Annotated in this window: 12 protein-coding genes; 4 read left to right on the top strand and 8 right to left on the bottom strand. The window is 65.2% G+C overall.

What is annotated here, in order from left to right; translation table 11 throughout:
- Positions 1-72 precede the first annotated feature (72 nt).
- Positions 73-3,072 (bottom strand): bifunctional proline dehydrogenase/L-glutamate gamma-semialdehyde dehydrogenase PutA, encoded by a 3,000-nt coding sequence (gene putA, locus IVB12_RS35905; protein ID WP_247307300.1) that lies wholly within the window; start codon positions 3,070-3,072, stop codon positions 73-75.
- Between the two features lie 114 nt (positions 3,073-3,186).
- On the opposite strand from putA, the gene IVB12_RS35900 reads away from it, so the two are divergent.
- Positions 3,187-3,648 (top strand): Lrp/AsnC ligand binding domain-containing protein, encoded by a 462-nt coding sequence (locus tag IVB12_RS35900; protein ID WP_247307297.1) that lies wholly within the window; start codon positions 3,187-3,189, stop codon positions 3,646-3,648.
- A 174-nt stretch (positions 3,649-3,822) separates the two neighbouring features.
- On the opposite strand, the gene IVB12_RS35895 is transcribed toward IVB12_RS35900, so the two are convergent.
- From IVB12_RS35895 to IVB12_RS35880, 4 genes are all read right to left on the bottom strand, one after another.
- Complete coding sequence (locus tag IVB12_RS35895) at positions 3,823-4,023, bottom strand: cold-shock protein (protein ID WP_008563500.1); 201 nt, start codon at positions 4,021-4,023, stop codon at positions 3,823-3,825.
- A gap of 298 nt (positions 4,024-4,321) precedes the next feature.
- Positions 4,322-4,630 carry a cytochrome c gene (locus tag IVB12_RS35890; RefSeq protein ID WP_247307296.1) on the bottom strand — a complete coding sequence of 103 codons (309 nt, stop codon included), beginning with the start codon at positions 4,628-4,630 and terminating at the stop codon, positions 4,322-4,324.
- Between the two features lie 12 nt (positions 4,631-4,642).
- Complete coding sequence (locus tag IVB12_RS35885) at positions 4,643-5,842, bottom strand: molybdopterin-dependent oxidoreductase (RefSeq protein WP_247307293.1); 1,200 nt, start codon at positions 5,840-5,842, stop codon at positions 4,643-4,645.
- A gap of 344 nt (positions 5,843-6,186) precedes the next feature.
- Positions 6,187-7,917, bottom strand: a complete 1,731-nt coding sequence (locus tag IVB12_RS35880; RefSeq protein ID WP_247307290.1) for an adenylate/guanylate cyclase domain-containing protein — start codon at positions 7,915-7,917, stop codon at positions 6,187-6,189.
- Between the two features lie 260 nt (positions 7,918-8,177).
- Between IVB12_RS35880 and IVB12_RS35875 the strand changes: the two genes are divergently transcribed.
- Positions 8,178-9,812, top strand: coding sequence for a glycosyltransferase family 39 protein (locus IVB12_RS35875; RefSeq protein ID WP_247307586.1), 1,635 nt, complete (start codon positions 8,178-8,180; stop codon positions 9,810-9,812).
- On the opposite strand, the gene IVB12_RS35870 is transcribed toward IVB12_RS35875, so the two are convergent.
- Both IVB12_RS35870 and IVB12_RS35865 read right to left on the bottom strand, forming a co-directional pair.
- The gene (locus IVB12_RS35870; protein WP_247307287.1) at positions 9,721-10,749 is read right to left on the bottom strand and encodes a TIGR01620 family protein; all 1,029 of its coding nucleotides are present in this window, start codon (positions 10,747-10,749) and stop codon (positions 9,721-9,723) included. The two genes, IVB12_RS35875 and IVB12_RS35870, sit on opposite strands and share 92 nt — an antisense overlap.
- On the bottom strand, positions 10,746-12,218 hold the full coding sequence (locus IVB12_RS35865; RefSeq protein WP_247307285.1) for a YcjX family protein: 1,473 nt from the start codon (positions 12,216-12,218) through the stop codon (positions 10,746-10,748). The genes IVB12_RS35870 and IVB12_RS35865 overlap by 4 nt, the downstream gene beginning before the upstream one ends.
- Before the next feature lie 179 nt (positions 12,219-12,397).
- Here IVB12_RS35865 and IVB12_RS35860 point away from each other — a divergent pair, with 179 nt between their 5' ends.
- Both IVB12_RS35860 and IVB12_RS35855 read left to right on the top strand, forming a co-directional pair.
- Positions 12,398-13,093, top strand: coding sequence for a hemolysin III family protein (locus IVB12_RS35860; RefSeq protein ID WP_247277411.1), 696 nt, complete (start codon positions 12,398-12,400; stop codon positions 13,091-13,093).
- Positions 13,094-13,146: 53 nt separating this feature from the next.
- Positions 13,147-13,941 carry an SDR family oxidoreductase gene (locus tag IVB12_RS35855; RefSeq protein ID WP_247307281.1) on the top strand — a complete coding sequence of 265 codons (795 nt, stop codon included), beginning with the start codon at positions 13,147-13,149 and terminating at the stop codon, positions 13,939-13,941.
- A gap of 151 nt (positions 13,942-14,092) precedes the next feature.
- Here the strand turns inward: IVB12_RS35855 and mdlC are convergent, their stop codons facing one another.
- The gene (mdlC, locus tag IVB12_RS35850; protein ID WP_247307279.1) at positions 14,093-15,715 is read right to left on the bottom strand and encodes a benzoylformate decarboxylase; all 1,623 of its coding nucleotides are present in this window, start codon (positions 15,713-15,715) and stop codon (positions 14,093-14,095) included.
- Positions 15,716-15,775: the final 60 nt, after the last annotated feature.

Raw genomic sequence — 15,775 nt, 5'->3', positions numbered from 1 at the left:
ATTGGCGCGGGCGCCTCGTGGGAGCATTAGACCGATGTTTCGGCAGGATGCAACGGCGCCCGCTGCAGGGCCTCACTCCTCCCCCGCAAGCAACGCAGCATTGCCGCCGGCCGCCGCGGTGTTGATGGTCACGGTCTGCTCGGTCGCAAAGCGCGCGAGATAGTGCGGGCCGCCGGCCTTGGGGCCAGTTCCGGACAGGCCATTGCCACCAAACGGCTGCACGCCGACGACGGCGCCGATCATGTTGCGGTTGACGTAGATGTTGCCGACCTGGACTCGATCGATGATGGCCTCGATAGTGTCGTCGATGCGGGAGTGGACGCCGAGGGTGAGGCCGTAGCCGGTGCGCTCGATCGCTTGCAGGACCCGTTCCAGATTCTCGGCGCGGTAGCGTACGACATGCAGGATCGGCCCAAACACCTCCTCGGTGAGCTGGCTGGCTTCTTTGAGCTCGAAGATGTGCGGCGCGACGAAGCAGCCCTCCGGTGCGTGCCCTGCAAAGTGCAGCCGTGCCTCGCCCTTCATTCGCGCGATGTGTGCATCGAGACGCTGCTTGGCCTCGCGATCGATCACCGGCCCGACATGGGTCGCGACATCGCTGGGGTCGCCGATTCTGAGCTCGCGCGCCGCGCCCGCGATCATCTCGATCATGCGGTCGGCGACGTCCTCCTGCACGAACAACAGCCGCAGCGCCGAGCAGCGCTGGCCGGCGGAACGGAAGGCAGAGGTCACGACATCGTCGGCGACCTGTTCGGGCAGCGCGGTCGCGTCCGCAATCATGGCGTTGGTGCCGCCGGTCTCCGCGATCAGCGGCACGATCGGTCCGTCCTTGGCGGCGAGCTCGCGGTTGATGCTGCGAGCGACCTCGGTCGAGCCGGTAAAGACAGTTCCCGCGATGTCAGCATGCGCGGTCAGCACGGCACCGATGCGGCCGTCGCCGGTGACGAGATGCAGCGCGCTCTTGGGGATGCCAGCCTGGTGCAGCAGGGCTACGGCCTCGCGCGCGATGCGCGGCGTCTGCTCGGCAGGCTTTGCGACAACGCTGTTGCCGGCCATCAGCGCCGCTGTGACCTGGCCGAGGAAGATCGCGAGCGGAAAATTCCACGGCGAGATCGCGACGAAGACACCGCGGCCGCGCATAGCGAGCGCATTGCTCTCGCCGGTCGGGCCGGGCATGGCGGCGTCAACGCCGAACAATTTGCGGCCCTGCGCGGCATAATAGCGGCAGAAATCGGCGGCCTCGCGCAGCTCCGACAGCGCGTCGTCCAGCGTCTTGCCGCCCTCGGCTTGCAGCAGCGCGATGAAATGGGCCCTGCGGCTTTCCAAAAGATGCGCAGCCTGCTCCAGCGCCGCCGCGCGCGCAGCCGCCGGCGTCCGGCTCCAGGCGACAAAGCCGGCGCGCGCGGCAGTCACCGCTGCGTTGGCCCGATCCGGTGTGGCATCGGGGATGGGCTTGAGATCGATCGCCTCGGCCCTGATGTCGGCCAGCAGCTGGTCGAGTGCGGCACGCTCACCGAATTCGACCCCGCGCGAATTGCGGCGCTCCGGCGCAAAGAGACCGCGGGGCAGCGGAATCCTGGGATGAACCGCCTGTTGCGGACGCTCGATGGCATCGGCCGGACGCTGCAACAGCGCCGACACCGGCACGCGATAATCAGCGGCCTGCGCCACGAAGGAGGAATTGGCGCCGTTCTCGAGCAGTCGTCGCACCAGATAAGCGAGCAGGTCGCGATGGCTGCCGACAGGCGCATAGGTGCGGTAGGCGATGTCAGCATGGTCCTTGGCAAGCTGCTCGTACAGCGCTTCGCCCATGCCATGCAGGCGCTGGAATTCGAAGCCGCCACTGCCTTGCGCAAGCTCCAGCACAGTCGCGACGGTTAGCGCATTATGGGTGGCGAATTGCGGGAAGATGCGCGGCCTCAATGCCAGCAGCTTCGAAGCGCAGGCGACGTAGTTCAGGTCCGTCATCGCCTTGCGCGTGAACACGGGATAACCGTCGAGCCCGCGCTCCTGTGCACGCTTGATCTCGGTGTCCCAATAGGCCCCCTTCACCAGCCGCACCATCAGCTTGCGCTCATGCGCGCGGGCCAGCGCATCGACATAGTCGATCACCGCGCTCGCGCGCTTCTGATAAGCCTGGATCGCCAGGCCAAATCCGTCCCAGCCGCTCAGCGAGGCATCGGCGAGTGTTGCCGCGATCACGTCGAGCGACAGCTCCAGCCGGTCGGCTTCCTCGGCATCGACGGTGAAGTTCAAATCATGGGCTTTGGCGCGCTGCGCGAGGTCCAGCAGCAGCGGCACCAGTTCGCGCATCACGCGTTCGCGGCTGATCGCCTCGAAGCGCGGATGCAATGCCGAGAGCTTGACCGAGATGCCGGGCCGATCGGGCAGGGGATGGTTGCCCGCGGTCTTGCCGATGCTCTCGATCGCGCGCGCATAGGCCTCGAAATAGCGCTTGGCGTCCGCCGCCGTGCGTGCGCCTTCGCCGAGCATGTCGAAGGAATAGCGCGGCTTCTGGCCGGAGCGCGGCCGGCCGCGCTCGAGGGCCTGCTCGATCGTCTCCCCCAGCACGAAATGATTGCCCATCAGCCGCATCGCCTGGCGCGTGGCGGTGCGCACGGCGGGCGCCCCCAGCCGCTTCACCAGCCGGCCGATGGTGCCGTCAGGCGTCTCGCCGGGCTGGATCACCCGTGCCGAGAGGCCGAGCGCCCAGGCCGAGGCATTGACCAGGAAGGCGGTGGACTTGGTTTCGTGATGGATGAAGTCGCCCTCGCCGAGCTTGTCCTCGATGAACTGGTCGGCGGTGCGCGCATCGGGCACGCGCAGCAGCGCCTCGGCCAGCACCATCAAAGCGAGCCCCTCCTTGGTCGAGAGCGCGAATTCCCGCAGCATGTCCTCGACCCCACCGAGCCGGTCGTCGCGCTTGCGGATCGCCTCGATCAGCCGCGTCGCGGTGCGGTCGATCCGCGCCTCCTGCAGCGGGCTGAGATGCGACGCCGGCAAGAGGCGGGCGGCAATCTCGCTATCATCGGCCGCGTAGCGCGCGGAGAAGGGCGGTGGGATGTTCGGCATGGCGTGTCCTGTGGCTGAAATCCAGGATAAGGCCCGCGTTACCGTAGCTCGATAGACAATTTAGCCAAGTTGCCTTAGAAAATGAAGATCATTGGCTATTTGGCCCTGTAAGATATGGAACTTGACCGAATCGACCGGAAAATCCTCTCGATCTTGCAGGAGGATGGGCGCATCGCCAATGTCGAGCTCGCCGAGCGCATCGGGCTGTCGCCGACCTCGATCGGCGAGCGGTTGAAGCGCTTGCAGCGCGAGGGGTTTGTCGAAGGCTACGGCGCCCGCCTCAACCCGCACCGGCTTGGCCTCGGTCTCTTGGTGTTCGTCGAGGTCCTGCTCGACAAGACCACGCCCGACAATTTCGAGCGTTTTGCGCGCGCAGTGAAGCTGGCGCCTGAGGTGCTGGAATGTCATATGGTTGCCGGCGGCTTCGACTATCTTGTCAAGGCGCGGCTGGCAGACATGACCGCCTATCGACGTTTCCTAGGCCAGACCCTGCTGTCGATGCCGGGCGTGCGGGAGACGCGGACCTATGCGGTGATGGAGGAGATCAAGCGCGACGCACCGTTGCCGGTGGGCTGACGAAATGCCGTCGCGATTGTCATTGCTGTGGCGTTGGATGAGCGGTCTTCACGGGAAAAATAGCTGTCCTTGTGCAATCGCAACGCCTGTCGTCGAATGCACTGGCCGTCTTCTGAAATTTTTCTTGGCCCAGCTCCCGGACGGATCCGGGAGGCAGCAAAGGCTGACGCGGGCTTATACTTTGAGGTTCTCTGCGGAGGTCTTGCCCCGGTTTGCGATCTCTTCGTATTCCACCGTCTGTCCCTCGTTAAGTGTGGACAGACCCGCCTTCTGCACTGCCGAGATATGCACGAACACATCCTTGCCACCCGACGCAGGCTGGATAAATCCATAACCCTTCGTCGGGTTGAACCACTTGACCGTACCTTTAGCCATCACGACTTCTCCGCGGGTCTTCCTCCGAGATCTCGAATCGCCAGTCCCCGCCAACCGGCCGGTTCGGTCCTAACAGGATACGCGGAATGTGGCAGGCTTGGTAGCTCAAACCACATCGGCATTTCGCCGAATTCCGCTCAACTTCGCAGCGATTTTGCCGGTTTTGCCCGTTTCGCGGTCAAATGGCCCGTGTGCTGCGGATCTACTATCGAGAGGGATCGCGTAGCCGTTCTTCCTTAACCCTCCCCTGGAGGGCCCTCCAGGGGAGGGTAAGAGAAAACGCGGTTGATGCGGTCCTTCAGTACGTCGCGGCCAGATAATCGACGATCTTGCCGACGTCGGCATCGTCGATCGGTGCGCCATAGACCTTGATCATCTTGGTCACCTCGGCCTGCCAGAAGCCCTTCTTGTCCTTCATCGGCGGCTGCGTGGCGACGTAATCCGATGAGTGGCAGGCGCTGCAATTGCCCTGCACGACCTCAAGATTGGGCCCGGGCTTGAACGCCGCGACCTCGTCTGGGGTCTTGTAATTGACCGGCGCCGCCAGTGCCGAACCGATCACGGCGGCGAGAGCGAGCGAGATGGCGAGGAGAACGGTGCGCTGCATGGTCATTCTCCTTCAGGCCACGGTCACGCGGACGGTTTCGACCACGTTGTGCAGATAACCCGCCGGGTTCCAGCGCGGCGTATCCGGCTGGGTCTCGCCGCCATTGCCGGTGGCGCGGACCTTGAGCTCATGGCTGCCGGCCGCGAGCTTCACCGGCAGCTTCCATTCGCGGAACGAGTACTTGCCCAGATCCTTGCCGAGCTTGGCGCTGGTCCAGGTCTTGCCGCCGTCGGAGGAGACCTCGACCTCCTTGATGCCCTTGCCGCCGTCGAAGGCGATGCCGCGCAGAATCGCAGTTCCCGCCTTCAGCTTGGCGCCGTCGGGGACGCTGGTGATGAAGGAGCGGATGGTGAATCGGTTGATCGGGATCGTCGCCTTCGGCGCGGTGCCCGGCTCGACCGCGTTGTTCGGCGTGTCAGGGATGCGATAGGCCGACTTCATCCAGAAGCCGTCATAGACGTTGTCGATCACCGTGATCTCGTTGAGGTGCTTGACCCAGTAGGTGCCGTAATAGCCCGGCACGATCAGGCGCAGCGGGAAACCGTTGAGGAACGGCAGGTCCTCGCCGTTCATGCCATAGGCCAGCATCACCTCGCCGTCGGTGGCGTGATCGAGATCGAGCGCCTTGACGAAATCCGGCGTCTTGTCGCTGACCGGGCCGTCCATGCCGTTGAGGGTGACCTGTTTGGCGCCGGCCTGCACGCCCGCCATTTCCAGCACCGCCTTCAGTGGCACGCCGCGCCAGCGCGCATTGCCCATGGCGCCGTTGGCGAGCTGGCCGCCGGCGACACGTGGCTCGAAGAAGCCGCGGCTGTTGCCCGAACACTGGTTGACGGCGACGATCTCGGTCGCCTTCATCTTCTTGATGTCCTTCAGCGACAGCTTCAGCGGCTTGTCGACCTTGCCCTTGACCTCGAGCGTGAACTTATCGGGGTCGAGATTGTAGGGCAGGTCGGAGAGATGATAGCGCACGAAGAATGCGTTGTTGGGCGTGATCGGGCCCTCGTTGAACACCGCGAACGGCGTCTCGAGCTGCGGCGGCCGGCTGGTCAGGCCGATCATCGGCCGCTTCTGTGGATATTTCACCAGCGGCCGTTCGCCATTCGCAAAGGGCAGGATGACGGTGTCGAGCGCCAGCGCTCTGGTTGAGTTCAGTGTGGCCGCAAGGGCGGAAAGGCCCGCTCCTTTGAGCAGGTCGCGTCGATCGAACATTCTCATCCCCTCCCGGAGCTTTTCGTCGGATCGCGGTCATCACCGCGATCCCGCACTCATCTGTTGCAACGATTTGGACGAAGTCAATTCGTGCTTTCGCAGCAAGCCCATGCCGCTGCGTTGCAGCAGGCCGGTGTTACGGGAGTAAGGCGAGGGCGATGAGATGGAGTCGAGTTGTAACCGCGGCGCCGGCGCGCTCCACCTCTCCCGTTTGCGGGAGAGATCGGCGCGAAGCGCCGGGTGAGGGTTCTCTCCTCTAGGGGATTGTCCCGTTGCGGAAGCACCCTGTCCCCAACCCTCCCCCGCAAGCGGGGAGGGAGTGCACTTTCCGTGTGGCTTACGCGCTACGCGGCAACGCGCTCGCCTCGGTCGACGAGCGCCGTCAAGTCCCTCGCATCCGCGACGACACGCACGGCAAGCGGCTCATCGCGACCGCGGATCGCGACCTCCTGCTGCGGCAGGGCGTCGTCGGCAAGGCCCGCGGTGCGGCGGACTTCCTCCGAGACAATAGCCTCGCAAGCGAGCGTCTTGGTCATGTCCTGAAGCCGGGCAGCGACGTTGACAGCATCGCCAAGCGCGGTGAAGACGATGTGATCGCGATAGCCGATGTCGCCGATGATGACCTCGCCGCCGTGGATGCCGATGCCGAAGCGGATCGGCTGGCGCAGATCGTGGCTCAGGAGCTCGTTGAGCTCGTCGATACGCGTCGCGATGCCGGAGGCCGCCTTCAGCGCCTGCCGGCAGGCCGCTTGCGGCTCGGCCGACAGCCCGAACAGCGCCAGCATGCCGTCGCCGATGAACTGGTTCGGTTGACCGCCGTTCTCGATCACCGCCTGCGACACCGCGCCGAGGAAGCGGTTGACGATGAAGAGGGTGTCGAACGGCAGCTGCTTTTCCGCGAGCCGGGTCGAGCCGCGCATGTCCACGAACAGGCTGACCAGATAACGCTCCTGGCCAATTCTGGCGGGCGTCGAGGCTTGCGCATTCGCGGAGAGTGTGTGCGGTGTGAAGAGCTGAAAGAAGGAGAGGTCGGACGTCGGCCGCAGCTGGCAGGCGAGCCTGATCGAAGGGTCGCTGGCGCCGACACGGGTCAGCACGAAGACCTCGCGCGGCGACGGCTCGGGCAGGGCGCCATGATCGCCGATGATGCGGATGCGGCAGGTCGAGCAGCGGGCGCGGCCGCCACAGACGCTGGCATGCGGCACATTGTGGCGCAGGCTTGCTTCCAGCACCGACAGCCCCTTGGGGACCCGCACCGTTTTCCCATTGCCGTAGGACAGCGCGATCATGCCGCCGCGCCGTTCGCGTAACGCGCGCACGCCGCGCGCCGCTAGCGCCAGTCCGAGCAGGCCGAAATAACCTATGGTGAGGCTGCCGGTGATGCGGTCGAGCGTATTGCCTTCGGCGACCGTGCCGACCTGGCGGCGGGTGAGATTGTGCGTACGCCATTCTCCATCGTCGCTCTCGACGGCGACGCTGCGCCCGCCCTGGTAGATGCCGAGCAGCGACAGCGTCGGAATCAGCACGGCAGCCGCGAGCAGATAGGGTGCCGCGCGCGTGAACAACGGTTTGAGGCGAAGCCAGAAGAAGATCCCGATGCAGCCGTGCACCCACGCAATCAGAAGCAGGATCGTCATCTGCCAGAGCCGGCCGGGCGAGGCGACGAAGAACAGATAGAGCTCCTGCGGATAGAGTTTCTGGTGTCCGTACAGCGTCTGGCCGAGCCGCACTCCGATCACATGTCCCATAATCAGGACGGGAATGCTCAAGCCCAGCACCAGCTGTAGCGGCTCGATCGCCCGCCAGCGGAACTGCCGGCGCTGGTACAGCGCGTAGAGGCCAAGCCCCATATGGGTAAGTGCGGCCGTGTAGAAGACGATCGCGACGGGGAGGAACCGCCAGAATACGGTGTGGTAGTAGACCCCGACCTCCATGGCATCGACCGAGATGTTGCCGAGCGCATGGTTGAGGAAGTGGCTGACCACGTAGCAGAACAGGATGACGCCGCAGACGAGGCGCACCTGCCGCACGCTGGTGGCACGGACGGCAGACATCTGTATGCGAGCGGTGGCCATGATTCGACTGTATCAGTTCATGAAAGAGAACCGCCAGCGTAGCGTTTAATTCCGGAGGTGGACAGCTTTGGAGATCACATGCGGGGCAAGGAGCCACACACTCCGCCGTCGTCGGGGACGAGCGCGCGTCGATCCGGGACGACAGGGAGAATGGAGCTCCCGCATTGACTCCCCGTTACAGGTTGGCGAAAAGCGCGGCCGTGACGACAGCCCCTGATATCACCGTTTCCCTTCGCGGCGCCGCGCGCCGGCCCCTCGTCATGGCCGCAGCGATCATCGCCGCGATGACTGTGCTGCGGATCGTCTACGCCTCCGAGATCGAGTTGCGGACCGACGAGGCCTATTACTGGACCTGGTCAAAGGAAACGGCGCTCAGCTTCCTCGATCATCCGCCTGGCATTGCCTGGCTCATTCGCTTCGGCACCGCGATCTTCGGCGATACCGCGCTCGGCGTCCGCTTCGGCGGCATCGTCGCGATGCTGATGACGCAGCTGCTGCTCGCCGACATCGTCCGTCGTCTCACCCATGACGCACGGACAATCATGATCGCGGTGCTGATGCCGGAGGCCGCGCTCTATTACGGCCTGCTGATGGCCAAGGTCGCGCCCGATGTCGCCATGATCCCGTTCGCAATGGCGATGATGTGGTCGCTGGTGCGGCTGGCGCAAAGCGGCGATGGACGCTGGTGGCTTGCGGCCGGGCTGTTCGCGGGCCTGTCTATGCTGTCGAAATTCACCGCGATCCTGTTTGCGCCCGCGGTGGCTGCCTTTCTGCTGGTGCCGGATTGGCGTCGGCGTTGGTTGCGCAGTCCTTACCCTTACCTCGCTGTGCTGGTCGCGACTCTCGTGTTCTCGCCGGTGCTGATCTGGAATGCGCAGCACGACTGGGCCTCGTTCCGCTTCCAGGGCGTGCGCGCCACTGCCAATTACGGCATTTCGCTGCGCACCATCGGTGATTACATCGGCCTGCAATTCGGCCTGGTTGGCTTCGTGATGCTGCCGGTGATGCTAACGGGCCTGGTGCTGACGGCGTGGCGCGGCTATCGCACGCGCGAGCCGGTCGCGATCCTGTTGTCGACCGCGGTGCTGGTGCCGTTTCTCTATTTTTTGGTCAAGTCGACGACGCTGCGGGTCGGCGACACCTGGCCGATGTTCATGTGGCCGGTCGGCTTTGCCGCTGCGGCTGTGAACCTGGCAACGATGACGAAGGAGAGATGGTCGGCTCGCATGGTCAGATCGTCGGCGTTCTGGGCCAGGACATCCATCACGACGGGCATCGCCTTCGTCGTCATCGTGTTCCTCTATTACGTCGCCGCGCCCTGGAATCTCCTCGGCAAGATCGATCCGATCGGCGCCGAAGCCGGCTACGAGCAGGTCGCCGCGCGCGCGCAGGCCGCACTCGATGAGACCGGCGCGACCTGGATCGCGACGACCGACTACCGCACCTACGCCATGATGCGCTGGCTGTTCAGGGGCCGCGTGCCCGTCGTCGAGATCAACGAGCGCGGCCGCTTCCAGGATTTCCGCGATCCCGGCATGGACCGGATCAGGGACCACGCCGGCATCTATGTCGGGCGGGAGCCGGATCATCGATCATTGCTGTGGGAGAGCATCCCGGCGAAACGCAAGCAGCTTGGCCAAGTCGAGCGCCGCTGGCGCGGGCTCGTGATGGACACCTATGTGCTGGAAAAGCTCACCGGCTGGACCCCGGAGCTCTCACCGCCGAAGGACTCGCCGCTGTTCCAGTGGCGGGTGCTGGCGGGGGCATCCCATAGCCCTCCAGGGGAGGATAAGAGAGGGCGCGCTACTCCTCGTCGTCTTTCCGCCGCAGCAGATCCGTCGCGAGATCCGCGAGCTTCGGCGGCGGCAGCGCCGCGAACGGCAGCGGGCGCGTGACATCGATCGCGGCCAGCCCCAGCCGCGCCGTCAGCAACCCATTGAGCACGCCTTCGCCGAGCCGCTGTGACAGCTTCGCCGCGATGCCGTGGCCGAGCATCTGCTGAACCAAACTATCGCTCGCGGCCATGCCGCCCGTGATGGCGAGGTGGGCGATGACTTGGCGGAGCAGTCGGACCATGCCGAGCGCGCCAGGGCGGCCGCCGTAGAGATAGGCGAGCTGGCGGATCAGGCGCAGCGCAGCGACGAACACGAACAGTACGTCGATCGCCGCGCGCGGCGAGACTGCCGTGACGATCGAGACCTTTTGCGCGGCTGACGACACCAGCCGCCGCGCCTCTGCGTCGAGCGGCGACATCAACTCGCGCTCGGCGAGGCGGATCATATCGGCGCCGTCGATGATCTCGCCAGCATGGCTCTCAAGCGTCGCGCGGGCGCGGGCGAGCTGCGGGTTCTGGTGCGCAATCTTCAGGAGGTCGTGCACGATGAGGCGGCTTTCCTTGCGATCATCATTGGCAAGGACGGCGGCGGCGCGCTGATGCAGTTTCTCGATCGTCGCGAGCCGCGCCAGCCCGAACGCCTCGCGCCCGATCACGACCGCGAGCGCAAGTGCGGTGACGAACGCGAAGGCAAGGCCAACCATGCCGAGGCTGTCGCTGCGCGCAAATAGATCCTCGATCAGACGAACGACACCGAGCCCGGTACCGAGCAGCGTCAGCCCGGCGAGGCCGGACCAGAACAGCGCGCCCCAGGGAAAGCCGCGCCGCGCCGGAAGCGTGGTTTGAACTGGTACCGGCAGCGCCAGCGGATCGGGCTCCGGCGTGATCTGGATCGTGCCACGACCGACCCGTCCCGTCTCGTCGGCCTCGGTGACGACGACGCCGGGATCGTCCAGCCGGAACGTCGCCGGCCGCCGCTGCTGGGATCGCTCGTTCATGAGAGCTTGTCTCCGATCAGGAACTGAAAGGCACGGTCGAGGCGAATATGTGGCAGCGCCGGCTCTTCGGTGCCTTCTTCGTGCTCGAGCTTTGGCGGCCGGAAGCGCAGGAAGCGGAAATCACTCTTCTCGGCAGCTTGCGTCGCGAGTCCGCGGAACGCAGCCGTACCATTGAACAGCGGCTCGGGATCCAGCGGTAGATCGCCTGGAAAGGTCGCAACCTCGGTGTTGCCGTCGAAGAACTCGCCGCCAGCGCTTTCGCCTGCGGACGGTGTTCCTAAAATCGACGGCAATTTGTCGCGGCCATGCGCCACCTGCGCCTCGCGCGTGGCGCGGACGGCGGCGAGCGCGACGACGTCGATCTCCGCGCCGGTATTTTCGGCGCGCATAACCGCGCGGGTGACCGCACGGCGCAGCACGGCCTCGAGCCGGTCGTGGCTGGAATGATGCAGATGGTCCGCCTTGGTTGCCGCGAACAGGATGCGGTCGATGCGCGGCCGAAACAGGCTGGAGAGCAAGGTGCTGCGGCCGATGTTGAAACAATCGAGAATGCCGGCAAGCGCAGCTTCGAGGTCGTGCAGCGCTTCGGGTCCGGAGTTGAATGCCGTGAGCGCATCGGCCAGCACGATCTGGCGGTCGAGCCGGGCGAAATGATCACGAAAGAACGGCCGCACCACCATGTCCTTGTAGGCCTCATAGCGGCGCACCATCATCGCCCACAGCGATCCCTCGGGCGCCTGCCCGCCAGCGGGCACGTCGAGCGGCGCAAAGGTCAGCGCCGGCGTATCTGCGAGATTGCCGGGCATCAGGAAGCGGCCGGGCGGCAAGAGGCTCATCGCAAAACGCTCGTCGCGGCAGGCGCGTAAGTAATTGGTGAAGAGCTTGGCGGCCGTGAGCGTCGCCTGCTCGTCCTCACGTGCCTCGGGCTTGAGCGTTGCAAGATGCGCGTGCCAGTCTGCGGCAAGATGCGCGCGCGGCGCCTCGCGCGACAGTGTCAGGCTTTCGGCCGACCATTGTTCGTAGCTCTTCTGCAGCAGCGGCAAATCGAGCAGCCATTCGCCGGGATAGTCAACGATGTCGAGCGTGAGCGTGCGGTCCGCGCCGTTCCGGCGCTGATAATCGATGACGAGGCGGAGCTCGCTGATGTCGACGGTCGAGTTCGGCCAGCGCCGCTCCTCGATCAGCGCGCGGAGATGGGCCTCATAGGCAAAGCGCGGCACGGCATCGTCCGGCTGCGGCGCCAGATGCGCCCGTGCGATCCGGCCCGAGGCATAGGCGTCGAACACCGGAAACCGGCCGCCGCGGGTAAGGCCGTGGATCAAGGCGGTGATGAACACCGTCTTGCCGGCCCGCGACAGGCCGGTGACCCCGAGCCGCACCGTCGGATTGAAGAAATGCTCGCCATAGTCGATCAGCGCCCTCGCCGACAGCCGCGCCTCCTCGACCATATCCTGGAAACTGAATGCCATATGAACGCTGAGTGATCTCGGGCGGGAGGAATGTGCGACCGTTCACAAAAGTGGCAATTGCGTGAGGAAAATCAAGTTTCATACTTCCACCGCCTTTCTCGGCAAATCAGCCGCTTGAACGACGCGCCGGTCGCGAAACACCCATACAAGAAGGGCATTGCCTCACGTTGCGGATTGCCATGACCGTCTTCCAACTGAAACACTTCGCATCCTCCTCAGTCCATGCCGCGGCCGACGCGATCGGCTGGGATTATGACCGCGCCGAGCTGATCGCCGACGGTGTCATTCACGCCATCGGCGTGCTCGCCGGGCTCATCGCCGCGACCGTACTGGTGGTGCTGGCGGCGGTTTATGCCGACGCCACCGACATCGTCGGCGTCTCGATCTATGTCGCCGGCCTGCTTTCGATGCTGGTGCTGTCGGCGACCTATAATCTATGGCCGGTGTCGCCGGCCAAATGGGTGCTGCGGCGGTTCGACCATGCGGCGATCTATCTCCTGATCGCGGCGACCTACACCCCCTTCATCCTGGAGCTGAAGGACAGCGTGTTCGCGCTGCTACTGCTCACCGGCGTCTGGTGCGTCGCGATCCTCGGCATTGTGCTGAAGCTGTTCTATCCCGGCCGGTTCGACCGCATCTCAGTCGGCATCTATCTCGCGATGGGCTGGAGCGGCGTCATGCTCTACGACGCCGTGGTCAGGGCGCTTCCTGCGCTGGCGCTGGGCTTCATCCTTGCGGGCGGCCTGCTCTACAGCTTCGGCGTGATCTTCCACGCCTGGCGGCGGCTGCGCTTCCAGAATGCGATCTGGCACGGCTTTGTCTTGGCCGGCGCGGCGTGTCATTATACCGCGGTGCTCGACCTCGTGTTGAGCTGAGCAAGCCGCGAAGCGGTAGAAGAGACGCGGGCCAAGACAAGAGGAGACGTCGCATGCAGGTGACCGGCAAGGTCGTGGTCGTCACGGGCGGCGCCAACGGCATCGGCAAGGCGCTGTGCGAGGCTTTTCACAGGGCGGGTGCAGCCAAGGTCGTGGTCGCGGACATGGACGCCACCAACGCAAGGGCGGTCGCAGCCATGGTGGACGGTGCCGCCTTCAAATGCGACGTCGCGCAGGAAAAGGACATCGCCCACGTCATCGAGCAGACCGAGCGGCAGTTCGGCCCGATCGAGCTGTTCTGCTCCAACGCCGGCATCGGCGGCGGCTTCGATCCGATGTCGGAAAATGCCGGCGGCGATTCCGATGAGCCGTGGCAGCGGAGCTGGGCGATCCACGTCATGGCCCACGTCTATGCCGCGCGGCATCTCGTTCCGCGCATGAGGGCGCGCGGCGGCGGCTATTTCCTCAACACGATCTCGGCCGCAGGCCTGTTGTCGCAGGTCGGCAGCCCAGCTTATTCGACGACGAAGCACGCCGCGGTCGGCTTTGCCGAGAATCTCGCGATCTCGCACAAGGCGCACAACATCAAGGTCTCGATCCTCTGTCCGCAGGGCGTCGACACCAACATGCTGCGCTCGATCCCGAAAGGCCCGCAATCCGGCGACGGTGACCTGACGCCGGAGCAGGTCGCAAAAGACGTGCTCGCCGGCCTCGAACAGGAGACGTTCCTGATCCTGCCGCACCCCCAGGTGCTCGGCTACATGCGCAAGAAGACCGAGAATTACGACCGCTGGATCGGCGGCATGGCCAAGATCCAGGCGAAGATGCGGGAGGAGTTCGGGAAGTAAGGGACGCTGTTCCCGCAATTGACGCTGTCATGCCCTGCGCAGGCCGGGCATCCAGTACTCCGCGGCTTCTCGATTGATCGCTGCGGCCTCGGAGTACTGGATCGCCCGCCTTCGCGGACGATGACAGTTGAATGTGTGACGGAATTCGCCCCTAGTGCTTCTGCCCGTAAAGCACCGGCACCGTCGAATCCACGACGACCTCGATCAGGCTCGTGCCCGCAAACGTCATTCCGCGCTTCAGCGCCTCGCCCAGCTCCGCCGCCTTCGTCACCCACACCGCTTCGCACCCCATGCCTTCGGCGAGCCGCACGAAATCGATCCCTGGCAGCTCCAGGCCCGGCACGTTCCTCACCTGCATCACCTGGCTGAACGAGCGCATCGCGCCATAGCCGGAATTGTTGATGACGACGACGGTGAGCGGCAGCTTGCGCTGCGCGGCGGTCCACAGCGCCTGGATCGAATACATCGCCGAGCCGTCGCCGATCAGGCAGACCGTGCGCTGCTTCGGCTTGCCGAGCGCCATGCCGACCGCGGCGGGCAGCGAATAGCCAAGGCCGCCGCTCGACATCGTGTAAAAGCTGTCCTGGCCGCGCATCGGCATGAACTTTTGCATCGCTGGCCGGTGCGAGGGGACTTCCTCGACCAGCGAGCTACCGTCCGGCATTGCCTGCGACAGCGCATGCAGCAGGAATTCGACCGGCAGCGGATCGGCGGCCTGCGGCGCCGGCGGCAGCGCGCGGCCCTTTGGCGCGGCGCGTTTGCTCTCCGGCAGAAGCTCGAGCAGCAGGCTCAGTGCAGGCTTCATCGTCGCGATGATGCTGGTGCCGACCGGCGTCACCGCCGCTGCATCCGGATCATCGGTGATCTGGAAGATCGTCGCACTGCCGTCGAAGATCGCGGCATGGCCCTCGACATGAAAGGTGAACACCGGCGCGCCGATCACGACGATCAGGTCGTGATCGCGTAGTGCATCGGACAGCTGCGCGGGCGAAGCATGCAGGAAGCCCGCGAATTGCGGATGGCGCTCGGGGAACGAGCAGCGCGCCGAGAACGGGCTGACCCAGACGCTGGCTTTGGCCTTCTCGGCCACGCGCACCATCAGATCGACTGCGCCGGCGCGATCGACGCCGGGGCCAACGACGACGGCAGGGTGCTTGCTAGACGTCAGCGCTTTCACCAGCGCCTGCATCGCATCAGGTTCGGGCCCGATCTCCCGGCTGACCTTGCGCGCCTCGATCGGAGATGCCGCATGCGCCCAATCGTCGATCGGGATCGACACGAAGGTCGGCCCGCACGGCGCCTGCATTGCGGTGTAATAGGCGCGCGCGATCGCGGCCGGCACGTCCTCGGCCCGTGCCGGCTCGACGCTGTATTTGACGTAAGGCCGCGGAAACTCCGACGCGCGCTCGGCGTAGAGAAACGCCTGCAAGGGAAGGATCGAGCGCGCCTGCTGGCCAGCGGTGATCACGAGCGGGGTCTGGTTGCGATGCGCGGTGTAGATGTTGCCGAGCGCGTTGCCGACGCCGGCCGCCGAATGCAAATTGACGAAGCCGGCATTGCGCGTGGCCTGGGCGTAGCCGTCGGCCATGCCGACCGCGCTGGCTTCCTGCAGCGCCAGCACATAGTCGATGTCGTCAGGCCAGTCGCTGAGGAACGGCAGCTCGGTCGAGCCGGGATTGCCGAACACCCTGTCGATGCCGAAAGAGCGCAGCAGGTCGAGCGTGGCCTGCTTCACGGTGACGGACTTGCTGCCGGTCTTGCCGTTCTTGGACATGGTTTCGGTCCCTTCTCGATCCTCAGGGTGAGGGTCTAGATTCCCGTATCGTCGCTGCGC

It is taken from the genome of Bradyrhizobium sp. 179 (assembly GCF_023073535.1).
Taxonomy (GTDB): Bacteria; Pseudomonadota; Alphaproteobacteria; order Rhizobiales; family Xanthobacteraceae; genus Bradyrhizobium.
Note: the sequence above shows the minus strand (reverse complement) of the source record. Positions and strands in the feature narration are given on the sequence as shown.

Excerpts from the sequence above, each read along its gene's own strand:
- IVB12_RS35885 (WP_247307293.1), bottom strand. The coding sequence starts at position 5,842 with ATGTTCGATCGACGCGACCTGCTCAAAGGAGCGGGCCTTTCCGCCCTT.
- putA (WP_247307300.1), bottom strand. The coding sequence starts at position 3,072 with ATGCCGAACATCCCACCGCCCTTCTCCGCGCGCTACGCGGCCGATGAT.
- IVB12_RS35860 (WP_247277411.1), top strand. The coding sequence starts at position 12,398 with ATGACCGTCTTCCAACTGAAACACTTCGCATCCTCCTCAGTCCATGCC.
- mdlC (WP_247307279.1), bottom strand. The coding sequence starts at position 15,715 with ATGTCCAAGAACGGCAAGACCGGCAGCAAGTCCGTCACCGTGAAGCAG.
- IVB12_RS35900 (WP_247307297.1), top strand. The coding sequence starts at position 3,187 with ATGGAACTTGACCGAATCGACCGGAAAATCCTCTCGATCTTGCAGGAG.
- IVB12_RS35865 (WP_247307285.1), bottom strand. The coding sequence starts at position 12,218 with ATGGCATTCAGTTTCCAGGATATGGTCGAGGAGGCGCGGCTGTCGGCG.
- IVB12_RS35880 (WP_247307290.1), bottom strand. The coding sequence starts at position 7,917 with ATGGCCACCGCTCGCATACAGATGTCTGCCGTCCGTGCCACCAGCGTG.
- IVB12_RS35855 (WP_247307281.1), top strand. The coding sequence starts at position 13,147 with ATGCAGGTGACCGGCAAGGTCGTGGTCGTCACGGGCGGCGCCAACGGC.
- IVB12_RS35870 (WP_247307287.1), bottom strand. The coding sequence starts at position 10,749 with ATGAACGAGCGATCCCAGCAGCGGCGGCCGGCGACGTTCCGGCTGGAC.
- IVB12_RS35875 (WP_247307586.1), top strand. The coding sequence starts at position 8,178 with ATGGCCGCAGCGATCATCGCCGCGATGACTGTGCTGCGGATCGTCTAC.
- IVB12_RS35890 (WP_247307296.1), bottom strand. The coding sequence starts at position 4,630 with ATGCAGCGCACCGTTCTCCTCGCCATCTCGCTCGCTCTCGCCGCCGTG.
- IVB12_RS35895 (WP_008563500.1), bottom strand. The coding sequence starts at position 4,023 with ATGGCTAAAGGTACGGTCAAGTGGTTCAACCCGACGAAGGGTTATGGA.